At 38.1% G+C, this 13563-nt stretch carries 13 protein-coding genes and 1 other RNA gene; 7 read left to right on the plus strand and 7 right to left on the minus strand.

The window, feature by feature from the left end:
* The first annotated feature begins 48 nt into the window (after positions 1 to 48).
* The 4 genes from ATE92_RS12045 to ATE92_RS12060 are packed head-to-tail and all read left to right on the plus strand — an operon-like array spanning position 49 to position 2441.
* A complete protein-coding gene (locus tag ATE92_RS12045; protein ID WP_100803953.1) occupies positions 49 to 711 on the plus strand; it encodes a hypothetical protein in 663 nt (220 codons plus the stop codon).
* Positions 668 to 1513 carry a DUF3822 family protein gene (locus tag ATE92_RS12050; RefSeq protein ID WP_100803954.1) on the plus strand — a complete coding sequence of 282 codons (846 nt, stop codon included), beginning with the start codon at positions 668 to 670 and terminating at the stop codon, positions 1511 to 1513. The genes ATE92_RS12045 and ATE92_RS12050 overlap by 44 nt, the downstream gene beginning before the upstream one ends.
* Positions 1513 to 2049, plus strand: a complete 537-nt coding sequence (locus tag ATE92_RS12055) for an RsmD family RNA methyltransferase (RefSeq protein ID WP_100803955.1) — start codon at positions 1513 to 1515, stop codon at positions 2047 to 2049. Before ATE92_RS12050 ends, ATE92_RS12055 begins: the two co-directional genes overlap by 1 nt.
* A 2-nt stretch (positions 2050 to 2051) precedes the next feature.
* The gene (locus ATE92_RS12060) at positions 2052 to 2441 is read left to right on the plus strand and encodes a hypothetical protein (protein ID WP_100803956.1); all 390 of its coding nucleotides are present in this window, start codon (positions 2052 to 2054) and stop codon (positions 2439 to 2441) included.
* A 428-nt stretch (positions 2442 to 2869) separates the two neighbouring features.
* On the opposite strand, the gene rnpB is transcribed toward ATE92_RS12060, so the two are convergent.
* Positions 2870 to 3211: RNase P RNA component class A (gene rnpB, locus ATE92_RS12065), an RNA gene on the minus strand.
* Between the two features lie 92 nt (positions 3212 to 3303).
* On the opposite strand from rnpB, the gene ATE92_RS12070 reads away from it, so the two are divergent.
* The 3 genes from ATE92_RS12070 to ATE92_RS12080 all read left to right on the plus strand — a co-directional run bounded on the left by ATE92_RS12070 (position 3304) and on the right by ATE92_RS12080 (position 7679).
* A complete protein-coding gene (locus ATE92_RS12070; RefSeq protein WP_100803957.1) occupies positions 3304 to 5082 on the plus strand; it encodes a DNA polymerase III subunit gamma/tau in 1779 nt (592 codons plus the stop codon).
* Between the two features lie 117 nt (positions 5083 to 5199).
* Positions 5200 to 5781: a tRNA-(ms[2]io[6]A)-hydroxylase gene (locus ATE92_RS12075; RefSeq protein ID WP_100803958.1), complete on the plus strand. Its 582-nt coding sequence runs from the start codon at positions 5200 to 5202 to the stop codon at positions 5779 to 5781.
* A gap of 137 nt (positions 5782 to 5918) precedes the next feature.
* Positions 5919 to 7679, plus strand: coding sequence for an SLC13 family permease (locus ATE92_RS12080; RefSeq protein ID WP_100803959.1), 1761 nt, complete (start codon positions 5919 to 5921; stop codon positions 7677 to 7679).
* A 34-nt stretch (positions 7680 to 7713) separates the two neighbouring features.
* Here ATE92_RS12080 and ATE92_RS12085 read toward each other — a convergent pair whose 3' ends face one another.
* The 6 genes from ATE92_RS12085 to ATE92_RS12110 all read right to left on the minus strand — a co-directional run bounded on the left by ATE92_RS12085 (position 7714) and on the right by ATE92_RS12110 (position 13443).
* Complete coding sequence (locus ATE92_RS12085; protein ID WP_100803960.1) at positions 7714 to 8628, minus strand: Ppx/GppA phosphatase family protein; 915 nt, start codon at positions 8626 to 8628, stop codon at positions 7714 to 7716.
* A 2-nt stretch (positions 8629 to 8630) separates the two neighbouring features.
* The gene (gene ppk1, locus ATE92_RS12090; protein WP_100803961.1) at positions 8631 to 10724 is read right to left on the minus strand and encodes a polyphosphate kinase 1; all 2094 of its coding nucleotides are present in this window, start codon (positions 10722 to 10724) and stop codon (positions 8631 to 8633) included.
* Positions 10724 to 11209 carry a histidine phosphatase family protein gene (locus ATE92_RS12095; RefSeq protein ID WP_100803962.1) on the minus strand — a complete coding sequence of 162 codons (486 nt, stop codon included), beginning with the start codon at positions 11207 to 11209 and terminating at the stop codon, positions 10724 to 10726. Before ATE92_RS12095 ends, ppk1 begins: the two co-directional genes overlap by 1 nt.
* Positions 11210 to 11211: 2 nt before the next feature.
* Entirely contained in the window at positions 11212 to 11856 is a 645-nt protein-coding gene (gene pdxH / locus ATE92_RS12100) for a pyridoxamine 5'-phosphate oxidase (protein ID WP_100803963.1), read from the minus strand.
* A gap of 143 nt (positions 11857 to 11999) precedes the next feature.
* Positions 12000 to 12722: a hypothetical protein gene (locus ATE92_RS12105; RefSeq protein ID WP_157809630.1), complete on the minus strand. Its 723-nt coding sequence runs from the start codon at positions 12720 to 12722 to the stop codon at positions 12000 to 12002.
* 43 nt (positions 12723 to 12765) lie between these two features.
* Positions 12766 to 13443: a hypothetical protein gene (locus tag ATE92_RS12110; RefSeq protein WP_232729155.1), complete on the minus strand. Its 678-nt coding sequence runs from the start codon at positions 13441 to 13443 to the stop codon at positions 12766 to 12768.
* Positions 13444 to 13563 lie beyond the last annotated feature (120 nt).

Here is a 13563-nt window from a genome sequence, read left to right on the forward strand (position 1 = left end):
GATTTGCGATAGACCTATTTAGTACAACATTTTTAAACTCTCAAAATAATGAAACTTGCAATACAGCTACTTCTTTGGATAGTAATTATCTTTTTAGGATACCAACTTTATAATTCTATTCAAGGGCCAATTGAATTTAATAAGGTGAAAGAGGCTCGTTACGCCAAAATCATAAAGAATTTAAAAGATATTAGAGATGCCGAGTTGGCATATCAAGAGATTAATGGAAAGTTTACCGGAGATTTTGACAGTTTGGTGCGTTTTATAGATACTGCCCAATTTGCTATTGTTCAGCGTCGTGATACAAGTTTTGCTGATGTTGCTAAAAACAAGGCATTCGGACTTACAGAGGGTTACTTTATTGAGAAAGTGTTACTTGACACGTTAGGTTTTACTCCTGTAAGAGATTCGTTGTACGGAGGAACAGATCGTTATAAATCCATGATGAATATTCCGGTAAAAGGCGTAGACACTAAAATTGAATTGTCGGCCGGAAAACTTAAAAAGAACGATGCTACCTATTCGGTTTTTGAAGCAAAAGTTGCTAAGGATGTCATCCTATCAGATCTTGACCGAGATTTATTGGTTCAGGAAAAACAGGTGGTTTCAGTAGACGGTGTAAATGGTACTCATCTAAAAGTAGGTTCCATGACCGAGGTTAACACAAGTGGAAACTGGCCAAAAATATACGACACTGCAAAAGACCAATAACATAGATCCTAATTCAAATAAAAGACTGTCCGTTCAAGTTACATTGACCGGACTTTCTTTTTTGGTGTCAGTTTCAGATACCAAAGAAATAGTCTTTTATTCTGAAAAAAAATTCAGTAGTTCAAGTACTCCCGAAGAGCTTCTGGTGGAAATGGAAACTGTTTTTTCAGAAAAAAAAGAATTACAGACCGCCTTCGAAACGGTCACCCTACTCTACGCGACAAATATTTACAGTTTGGTTCCTGCCACTTTATTCGACGATTCCAAAGCGAGTGATTACTTAAAATTTAATTCCAAAATTCTTGCTAACGATTTCATTGCACACGATGTTATCGACATGTATGAAATGGTTGTGGTCTACGTCCCTTTTGTAAACATCAACAATTATTTGTTTGATCGCTTCGGAAGTTTTCAATACCACCATGCCTGTTCTGTGCTTTTAAAGTCTATTCTCGATGCCGAAAAGCACTCGCAGGAACCAATCGTGTACCTCCATGTATTAGATTCCACCTTCGATGTAATTGTAGTTAAAAATGGAGGACTTCAGCTATGTAACACCTATTCATACAAGACTCCTGAAGACTTTATTTATTATGTTTTATTTTCTATGGAACAATTGCATTTAAATCCCGAAACAATAAAGACGGTTTTATGTGGAGCGATTTCTGAAACCGACACAACCTATGAAATTGTATACCGGTATATACGCAATGTTGCATTTGCAGAAAAAATGCCTGTTGCAGTGCATACTTCACATTCAGATTCATTTCATTCAAATTACTTACTGGTTAAAAGTCTATAATGCGAATTATCTCCGGAACATATAAAGGCAGAAGAATAACGGCTCCAAAGTCATTGCCCGTTCGTCCAACAACAGACATTGCCAAGGAATCTCTTTTTAATATTCTCAATAATCGAGTTTATTTTGAAGAAATTAAGGTGTTGGACCTTTTTGCCGGAACAGGAAACATAAGTTATGAGTTCGCATCTCGTGGAGTTCCTGAAATAACGAGTGTTGATGAACATTTTGGTTGTGTAAAGTTTATTCAGGAAACTGCAAAAGAATTCGAATTTCCAATTACGGCTATTAAGGCCGATGTATATAAATATATTGACAAAACATCCATAGGATTCGATGTCATCTTTGCAGATCCTCCATACGATTTTCCAACCGTTAAATTTACTGAAATAGTTGATAAAATACTGTTAAACAGGCTACTTAACACAAACGGTATGCTTATCATTGAACATTCAAAGCATACAGATCTCTCCCCTCACGCCAATTTTTCTGAAGCCAGAAAATACGGTGGCTCAGTTTTTAGTTTTTTTACAACGTGAAAATGAATACTGCAATTATAGAAAAAATAGAGCTTGACTTTACTTCAATCGAGATATATGAGAATTATCTTATATCCCGAATTAAAGAAGGACTTGTTTTTGAAGAAGCACATTTACGGCAGTTCTATGTCATTTTTGAAAAGTACTTCGCCGGCAAGCCATTTGTTTCGATAGCAGATAGAAAGAACGATTATACCATTGACCCAAATCTATTGCGAGATTCAAGATTCTCAAATCTGTTGGGGATAGGTGTTATATGTTATTCAGATGCTTCCTTTAACACCGCGTTATTTGAAAAAACCTTTTTTAAAGGCGCTTTCGAGCCTTTTTACAGCTTAGATGATTGTATTTCCTGGGCTTTAGATTTAATTCATCAATACGAGTCTGAATAAGGAAAATTCCTTAAATTTACTTATAACCCAATCACTTGCGGTCACATGGTGCCAAAAACTAAATATGTTATCGATATTGGTTTCGCCACGTTCGATTTATATGAAAACTATTTGGTTGCTACGGTTAATGAAGGAGTTCTTTTCGACACCCCGCATTTACTCAAATTCTACGATATTTTCGACACACATTACTACAACAGACCCTTTGGATATATCTCCGACAGGAAAAACGATTATACCATCAATCCTACTTGTTATAAAGATGCCAATAGATTTAATCCAAACTTAGTGGGAGTTGCTACTTTGTGTTACAGTGAAGCTACCTACGAAATTTCTCTTTTTGCGGGGCAGTTTTTCGATTACAAACATTGCCCTTTTTATACTATGAAAGAGTGTGTTGCCTGGATTAATCTACAATTACTGGAAAATAAAAAAGCAGACCTGTAAGCCGGATTCTGTATCGCCGCACTTCGACAAGCTCAGTGACAGGCGAATCCTTATCATTTATCTGGACGCATGGTTACCCATACGTTCTATCTGTCCACCCTCCTGCATCGGGCGGGAACCCTCAAGCACAGGTTTACGTGACATTTCACCGCATAGAGTTTACCTGGTTTCACTACAGCATTACCTGTACATACTTTCTGTTGCACTTGTCCTCCTCTCTTTCGCCGAGGCGATAGAGAGTGACGGCCGTTAGCCGCTATGCTTCCCTATGGTGTCCGGACTTTCCTATCCGCCAAAGGCGGATCGATAAGGCGGTCTGCTTCAGCAAAAGTAAACCAATGTTAATAAATACCGTAAAATACTAAAGGCTATTTTTTAAAAACTAAGCCTACATCTTTATATTTGTTTTACTTCTATGGAACACTTTATCGTATCAGCCCGAAAGTACAGACCTACCGTTTTTAAAGACGTTGTAGGTCAACAGGCCATTACCAATACCCTCGAAAATGCCATCGAAAACAATCATTTAGCACAGGCACTGTTGTTTACAGGTCCCCGTGGGGTTGGAAAAACAACCTGCGCCCGTATTCTTGCAAAAAAAATTAATCAGGATGGGACAGAGAAAGTCGATGAAGATTTTGCATTTAATATATTCGAATTGGATGCTGCTTCCAACAACTCGGTAGATGATATTCGAAATTTAATAGATCAGGTACGTATTCCCCCTCAGGTAGGAATGTATAAGGTATATATTATTGACGAGGTACATATGCTGTCTTCGGCTGCATTTAATGCCTTTTTGAAAACGCTGGAAGAGCCTCCCAAACATGCTATTTTTATACTCGCCACTACTGAAAAACATAAAATTATTCCCACCATACTGTCTCGTTGCCAGATTTTCGACTTTAAACGTATTACTGTCAATGATATAAAAGGTCATTTGGTTGAAGTGGCTAAATCTGAAAGCATCGATGCCGAAGACGACGCGCTGCATATTATTGCACAAAAGGCTGATGGAGCGTTACGAGATGCCCTTTCTATTTTTGATCGGGTGGTTAGTTTTTCGGGAAAAAATTTAACGCGGCAAGCCGTTACCCAGAATTTGAATGTCCTGGATTATACGTATTACTTTTCGGTAACCGATTTGTTATTAGCCAATGACATACCAAAGGTATTGGTAGCTTATGACGATATTTTGGCAAAGGGTTTTGACGGACATCATTTTATTACAGGCCTGGCTTCACATTTCAGAGATTTATTGGTATGCCAAAATGAGCAGACAATCGAATTGCTTGAAGTGGGCGAACAAGTTAAGACCATGTACTTTGAGCAATCACAGCACACTTCACGCGAGTTTTTAATCGATGGAATTGAAATTGCCAACGATTGTGATCTCAAATACAAAACGAGTCGGAATCAGCGTTTACTGGTAGAGTTATGTTTGTTGCAATTAGCCTCCCTTACGGCTAAGACCGAAAAAAAAAACGGTAGTCGTTTCGTAATTCCTCCCTCCTATTTTAAAACTGAAAAGCCAGGTGTTTCGGAAGAAAATATAAAAGTTGTATCCGAAACTATTGAAGTAGTTTCAGCTATTTCAGAAGTTACCGAGCTGCCTGCAACTGATGCTTCAGAATTAAAAAACAATCCAATTCCTGAAACCCAAGAGCCACCATCAGGACCACCTGTTAAAGAAAGAGTGATAGAACGTCCTCAAATTCTGGCAGAGCGCAATGCGAAGAAGGTATCGGCACTTTCGTTAAAAAGTATTCAGAAAAAACAGGAGCTTAAAAAAGAAATGGTTGCGAATCAACCGGACGAGCAAAATCTACCATCCGACACCTTCGATGAGCCGCAAATGATAGCCGCGTGGAAGGAATACACAGATCAGGTGGAAAAAGACGGAAAATATAATTTATTGTCTCACCTAACTATGGGCGTCCCCAGATTAGAAGGCTCATTGATACACCTGGAGTTTCCTAACAGTACCATCAAGGTGGAAGTAGAACGCGCTAAATACGAGTTGTTGGGCTTTTTACGTGAAAAACTACAGAATTACGATGTAGATCTTTCTATCGAGGTTAATGAAACCATCGAAAAACGTTACGCCTACACCCCGCGGGAAAAATTTGAGAAACTCAAGGAAATAAATCCGATGCTGGAAAAGTTAAGAACAGAATTTGATTTGGATATATAGATTGTTGGATTATTAGATTATTAGATTATTAGAAAAATTATAACTGGTTTAATTGGGCCAATGATATCATTACAATATCCCTAATTCCTATTTACTCATCCCTAATTCATAGAAAAAATGCTTGGATTACAACTTCCTACAGACCCACGATGGGTAAATATAGTTGAGAAAAACATCGAGGAAATCTTGACAGATCATGCCTATTGTGAACAAAAGGCAGCTTCCACGGCTATTTCCTTAATTGTTAGCTTCCCTGAGTACACCGAATTGGTACAGGAAATGGTTGCCTTGGTAAAGGAAGAAATAAGTCATTTTAAAATGGTCCACGACAAAATTCTGGAAAGAGGTTGGGTAATGGGACGGGATCGCAAAGATGATTATGTTCTCCAAATTGTAAAATTCTTTCCGAAAGGAGGCAGTAGAACGACACAATTAGTACACCGACTTCTATACGCAGCGCTTATTGAAGCAAGAAGCTGCGAACGCTTCCGCTTGTTAAGCGAGGAATTAAAAGACAAAGAATTGTCCGAATTTTATCGAAAATTAATGGTTAGCGAAGCCAACCACTACACCATGTTCTTAAATTTTGCGCGACAATACGGAGAAAGAAAAGAGGTAGACAAAAAATGGAAAGAACTCCTTTCATTTGAAGCCGAAGTTATGAAAAACCTCAGTAAAAATAACGCTATTCATGGGTAGAACAATCTAGAATTTCTACTCAATATAAATCGTGTGATTGTCCATTTGACTTTACATTCGATTCCCACAAAAATTTGTTAAGGCGTATATAGTGCGAGCTCTTTTCCCTATCTTTAATTGTAGCATAAAAGACTCCTATGGAAATAGCGCTAGTTATTGGCTTGTTAATTCTAACCATTATACTTTTTTCTATCGAAAAGTTTTCGGTAGATGTTGTCACCATAGGTCTATTAATTGTCCTTGTTTTTTCCGGGATTATCACACCAAAAGAAGCCTTTGAAGGCTTTAGCAGTGATTTTATCATCATTTTAGCCTCGATATTTGTGATTTCAGGCGCGTTATCCGAAACAGGATTAGTGAACGATGTGGGGGCACGTTTGATAACCATTGTAAGGAGTAAAATCCTTTTTGTGGGTTATACCATGGTGATATCTGGAGGATTGTCTGCTTTTATGAATAATACTTCAGTCACGGCATTATTAACCGGGCCTGTTATGGGGATGTGTCGAAAGCTATCACTAAATCCGTCCAAAGTACTTATTCCGCTTGCCTTTGCCTCAATTCTTGGAGGTACATGTACTCTTATTGGAACTTCCACCAACATTGCCGTTAGTGGTTATATAGCTGAAATGGGGATGGAACCCCTCCGCTTTTTTGAAATTCTTGGGATAGGACTCATTTTTTTAGCTACCGGAATAACTTTTATCTTACTCTTTTGGAAGCGTTTACTTCCGGATTATAAAGATGTGAATTATGAAGAAAAGTATGATATTAATAAATACCTGTCGGAAATTGTAGTTTCAGAAAAATCGGAGCTTATAGGGCAATTTGTATTTCAATCTAATATTGCAAAAAAAGGTGTACGTATCTTAAAAATAATACGAAACAAAAAGCAATTCATTCCAAATGCACTTTCTAAGTTTCAGGCGAAGGACATTTTACTGGTGGAGTGCAACATAGACGAGCTTATCAAAATAAAAGAAGCTCAGGGCATCGATGTCCTGGCCGATGTTTTACTTTCTGACGCCGATATACAGAATGAGGAAGTTAGACTTGCTGAAATTCTTATTCTCCCGGGATCGCAGCTTCTCAATAAGACTTTAAGAGAAGTTCGTTTTCGTCAAAATTATGATATGGTGGTAATTGCCATGCAGCGTTTAGGAGAAGTATCTTTTAAAAAAATCAGCAATTTAAAGCTGCAAATTGGAGATATATTACTGGTTCAAGGTGCCGAAGAGGTGATAAATGAAAATAGAAATTCAACCGAATTCTCGGTGATAGGTGGCAACCTTACTGTTACGATGCACAAGAAAAAAAAGGGAATAATTACCGCAGCGTTATTTCTGCTGGCGATAGCTGTTGGGACCCTTCAAATTGCTCCCCTATCTGTTGCTTTTCTTACAGCAGCACTAGGATCGGTGCTTATTGGTGCTATAAGTCCCGAGCGTGTGTATCAAATAATTAACTGGAAATTGTTAATTCTAATTGGAGGAATGACGGCATTTGGTGCGGCTATGGATAATTCGGGGGCTTCAACCTTTCTTGCTGAAAATATTGTAACCTTATTGGGTGACTTTGGAGTAATATATGTATTGGGCGGATTTGTTTTACTGGTAATTCTCCTAACTCAGCCCATGTCTAATGCGGCGGCAGCCTTGGTAATTTTACCGGTTGCACTCAATGCAGCTACATTATTGGATGCCGATCCTCGTACCTTTGCAATCGCTATTATGCTGGGGGCTTCGGTGTCTTTAATTGCACCTTTTGAACCTGCCTGTATTCTGGTATTTGGTCCCGGAAAGTATAAATTTTTCGATTTTATAAGGGTCGGACTTCCACTTACCCTAATTCTATTTATCCTGTTAATGATTCTGGTGCCAATATTTTGGCCCTTGTGACGAAACAATTGTTATTCAACTGAAAAAACCTTCTTTATTGATTGACCTCTAATTCTTCCGCGACCTTTTCGTTGTAGAGACTTTTAATAATTCCGTCTGAAAGTCCGATTTTAGGGACAAAGATGTTCTTAGCACCAGACCATTTCATGGCCGAAAGATATATTCTGGTTGCAGGAACGATTACATCGGCACGATCCGGGTTCATGTCCATCTCTACAATGCGTTCTTCCAAACTATAGGCCCGAATAAGGTCATAAAAGGAAAGCAGGTAAAAATAACTGAGAGGCTTTCCAATTTTTTTACCGCTGTTTTTATAAATGCTGTTGATATTCCCTCCCGATCCAATTACAGATATCTTTTTAAAGGGTTTGGTTTCTGCTTTAATCCAGTCTTCTACCTGCTGCCACATAGTATCTTCTACCATATCATTGAGCAATCGCACAGTTCCCAATTTAAACGACTGAGAAGCAACGGTATGCCCTTCGGCATAAATGGTGAATTCGGTACTACCGCCACCTACATCCACATAGAGAAAGGCTTTATCGTTTTGAATAAGTGATTTTAAATCGGTAGAAGCAATAATGGCAGCCTCGTCGTTGCCATCGATGATATTAATAAATATTCCGGATTCCTTGTAAATGATATCGGCTATTTCTTTTCCATTGGATGCTTCCCGCATGGCAGAGGTGGCACAAGCTTTAAAACGTTTTACGTTGTGCGTTTTCATCAATAATTTAAAAGCGTGCATAGCATCCAACATCCTTCGGGCATTAGTGTCTGATATTTTACCATCCTGAAACACTTCGGCACCCAAACGAATAGGTACCCGAACCAGAGATGTTTTTTTAAAAAGTGTGTTTCTTCCTTCTTGTTCCACAACCGAAGCAACCAAAAGACGTATGGCATTTGAACCAATATCTATAGCGCCGTATTTTTCAATAGTTAACAAATCTATGTGTTGAGTTTTTCTTGATAATATTCGTATAATTTAAATTGTGATCGTACTGTTCCATTGTTGGATTTGCGATAAGCGTTATTTTGTTTTTCAGATATTTTACGCGCTTTCGCAGTGTCCTGCCAACTTATTTCGAACGTTTCAATAATTTCCCGCTTGATATCTTCATCATAAATAGGACACGTAATTTCCACTCTATTGTCCAGGTTTCTGCCCATAAAGTCGGCCGAAGAGAGGTAAGCTTTTACATCACCCGCATTTTCAAAAATAAATATTCTGGGATGTTCCAAAAATTTATCGACTATGCTAATCACTTCAATATTTTCACTCATTCCCTTTACCCCGGGGATTAAGCAGCAAATTCCGCGGATAATCAACTGTATTTTTACTCCTTCTCTACTCGCTTTGTACAGTTTATCAATCATTCTGAAATCGGACAGGCTATTCAATTTTAATTTAATTCCGTTGGGCAAGCCCTTCTTTTTATTCTGAATTTCAGCTTCAATCAAAGCATATAATGCATTCCGGGTGTAATGCGGCGATACAATTAAATGCCTGTATTTTTTTATTTTATAATTTACTTCAAAGAAATCGAACACCTTGTTAATCTCCTTACATATTTTTTGATTTGCGGTAAACAGTGTATAATCTGTGTAAATTCGGGCGGTAGATTCATTGAAATTTCCCGTACTGATAATACCGTAACGATTGATTTTGTCATTTTCAAACCGTTCAATAATACAAGCTTTGCAATGCACTTTTAATCCTTTTACACCAAAAATAAGTCGGACGCCCTCACTTTGCATTTGTTCGGCGTAGCCAATATTCGCTTCTTCGTCGAATCTTGCCTGCAATTCTATCTGTACCGTAACTTTTTTTCCGTTTTTTGCAGCATTTATAAGAGAGCTGGCGATGTGGGATACTTCTGCCAGGCGATAAATTGTAATTTTAATGGAGCGAACTTTTGGGTCTAAGGCAGCTTCACGTAAAAATTTTACCACGTATGAAAAGCTCTGATAGGGCGCATATAGCAAGTAATCCTTTTCGGAAATTCGATCAAAAAGGCTGCCCTGCAGACTCAGTCCGGGTATGGGCAATGGAACAATTTTTTCGTATAACAGATCACTTTTCCCCAAACTGGGAAAATCCATATAATCACGCCTATTATGATATCTTCCTCCGGGAATGATGCTATCTGTAGCATCGATGCCCATCTTAAATAATAAAAACCGAAGCGTTTCCTTCTCGATGCTCTTATCGTATACAAATCGGACCGGATCACCGGCACTACGTTCCTTCACACTTTTTGAAATTTTATCGATAAAACTTCTACTCAGGTCACTGTCTATGTCCAACTCGGCATCACGAGTAATTTTTATCATGTGTGCCGAAATACTGTCGTACTTAAATATACTGAATATGTTCTTCAAGCAATGTCGTATTAAATCGTCCAGCAGAATAATGTATTGCTTATCCCCTTCAGGCGGAAGAACTACAAAACGTTCAATAGAACGCGGAATTTCTATCAAGGCATAATTGAGCTTCGATTCGAAGGTCTTGTCTTCCTTAGACATTACCATTTTAATCGCTAAGTAGGCAGCGCTGTCCTTTAGTTCGGGAAATTGTTCTAATTCCCCAATCATAATAGTAACCAAGGCCGGGCTTACTTTCCGAATAAAATATTCGGAAATAAATTTCCCTTGTGAAGCCGAAACTTCAGTTTCATCGATGATGAAGATATTTTCTTTTTTGAGTTGTTCCTCAATGGTGTGCAATATCCGAAGGCTGGTCGCCTGCTGTTCAATCACGATAGTTGTAATTTCTTCCAGCAATTCTTTTGAAGAAATTCCCCCTAATTCGCTCTTCCCTCCTTTTCCGGCTTCTACAATTCGTTTAATTGTAGCATAGCGCACTTTAAAAAACTCATCCAGATTATTTGAAAAAATCCCTAAAAACCGAAGCCTTTCAAGCAAAGGAACCGTTTTGTCTGCCGCTTCCTGTAAAACGCGAGCATTAAATTGTAACCAGCTCAACTCCCTGTTAAAGTAGCGGTTTTCAACTTTTGTGTTCTTCACCTTGGTTATAGACATTACTTTAAATCTCTTGGGAATATAGTTTGTACTGTTTTACCTGTTGTAACCTCACTCCAATTATCTACTTCAAACTGAATCATTACAAAGCCGCAGGTGGGTACGTTGTCAATATACTTGTTTCCTAACATATTTGCAACCGAGGTAAAGGCGTGATTATGCCCTACAATCATCACACAATTAAGCGAATTATCCAGGCTTTTTACAATATTCATTACATTTTGCCCGCTAAAATCGTATAACGAATGATTGGTATTAAAATTTGCATCGGGAGTTCCAAATGCCTCTTTAAAATAGGTGGCGGTTGATAGTGCTCGGGTAGCATCACTCGATACAATTTTTTGTGGAGGCGACACACCGTTTTTTACGGCATTAGAAACTAACACAGCGTCGCGTTTCCCTCTGCCTTTTAGCGGCCGTTTGTGATCTATTACGTCGTGTTTCCAGGATGACTTTGCATGCCGGACCATATAAAGTGTTTTCATAATTATGGTTGAAGTCTTTTAATTTTCCAATTTGTTCCTTCTAAAGTATATTGTATTCGATCGTGTAACCGATTTGGCCTTCCTTGCCAGAATTCAACGGTCAGCGGAGTAACAACATATCCGCCCCAATCTTTGGGTTTTGGAACTTCTTTATGCTCGAATTCCTTTTCTAACGTCTGTAATCTGGATTCCAGAACCTCTCTATTTTCAATGGGATCACTTTGGTTTGAAACCAAAGCCCCTAACTGACTCCCTTTGGGGCGCGATTGAAAGTAGGTTTTGGCGTCTTCTTCCGAAGTTTTTGTTGCAGTTCCTTTTATAATAACCTGGCGCTCTAAAGTAGGCCAAAAAAAGGATAATGATACCTTGTTGTTTTGGGCTATTGCGATGCCTTTTTCGCTTTTGTAATTGGTATAAAAATAAAAACCATTTTCGTCGTATTTTTTCAACAAGACTACTCTGCCCTTAGGAAACCCATCTATTCCTATGGTTGTGAGCGTCATCGCATTTACTTCTTCAATACCGCCAAGCTGTTCGGTTTCATTATACCAGATTTTAAACTGCTGAAAAGGACTGATAGCCACCGATTTTTTAGAAAGCGCCGCTTTTTCATACGATTTTCGGTGATTCTGAAGATTATCTTGCATACTACAATTTTAATGCAAGTTACAAAGATTGCAGAAGTTTTTAGAGGTGTGTTTTCTAAATTTAGGTTAAATAAATGTATCGATAATCAAAGCAGGTTTATAGAAAAATAATCTCCCGTTAAAGTTCTTTCACATAATATACTTTATAGCCACCCGTACAGGGTCTTTGCAATAACACGCCAATTGGAACTGTCGAACATAAGAACTTCAAATATGTGCTCCACAATAATGAATGTGCCTATGTATAAAAAAGCAGGGTGAATTTTTCCATTTGCAATTTTATCCCAAAACATAGATATTACAATAAAACTATCTGCCAATACTACTGCGAACCAAATTTCGGGATTAGGTATGGAAGGAAAATAATGCCGAAAACGAAACCAGGCCGGCCAGAGTAATACCAAAAGTGCTAATAGCATTACTCTTTTATGTGTTTGCGGGACTCGTCTTTTATAAATCCCATAAAAGACTAACAAAAGAAACATCAATGCGGATATAAAAACCCCTAAAATTGCTGAAATAGCAGAATCCCCAAAGCCCATAGCGAGTTCTTTTTCCACCTGAAACTTTCCTGCCGGAATCATTGTTACTGCAATTCCGATTGCAATTATTAAACCAATTATACCTAATCTTTTATGCGTTAGATAGCGGTTTTTTCGTATGAGAAACGCTTGTGTAAAATACAGGAACACCCAGCAAAAGGCTAAAATACCGTGAACATAAATGATTGCCGGCGCATTGAATGTGCCAAAACTTACAGGAACAAAAAAAGTCTTTGTGAAGCCTATAAGTACGGAGAATAAACCTACTATTCCCATAATCAGGAAAAATGCAGATCTCTTTCTGAGTCTTGATTTCTTATTCATTGAAAACCACAAGTTATAAATACATGAATCGGTTGTAAAATAATTATTGCTCGACCTGTTCCTTATACCTCACAGGAGCAACCAATATCGTATCGGGAGGTAATGTACTCGCTTCAAACTCCTTTCTAAATTCTGCACCATTTCCTTTGTTTGCGTTCAGCACCAAATCGTAATACAGCTGGTCAATAATGTTCTTTTTTCCCTTCCCTATACCGTTTAGAGTATATTCGGGCATGGCTTTGTAGGCGTACACCTTTCCTCCGTTAATAGTATATTCTACTATACTATCTGTAACATCAATTCGCTCATAGCCTAGTTCCATTGTGTCGAATTTTTCCAACTCCTTAGGCGTTAAGAAATAGAGTACGGCATTTATTTTGCTTTCAGGTTTAGGTTCAATATTTAGAAAAACGATATTATCGAATGGGATGGTATCATTGCCCTGAACATAAAAACTATCGAGTTTAAGCAATTCTTCAGGTAATTTCGGGTCGTTTGTAGAACCTGCAAAGTTCCATGCTCTTTCGTATCCCGAAACATGTACTGTATAAATAGAATCAGTGTACGTTCTCCCCAGAGTCTCTTCCACGGCTTCGCGAGAAAGTAGCGAACCATAACCAATCATTCCCACCTTAGCGGAAGGCACTTCTATTATCGGTTTTTCGTTGCTTTTTTCACATCCGGTTGTGATAAATAGAATTGTTGCGAATGCACAATTCATAAGAAGTTGAGTTCTTTTCATTGCAGAAATAGGGTTAGTTAGTTGAAATTAACTCCTTTGTATTGTTTCATTTCCAAAGGCAATTCTAAAGTACAAATAAAATCAATTGAATAATCAACT

The organism is Ulvibacter sp. MAR_2010_11 (genome assembly GCF_002813135.1).
Lineage (GTDB): Bacteria > Bacteroidota > Bacteroidia > Flavobacteriales > Flavobacteriaceae > Altibacter.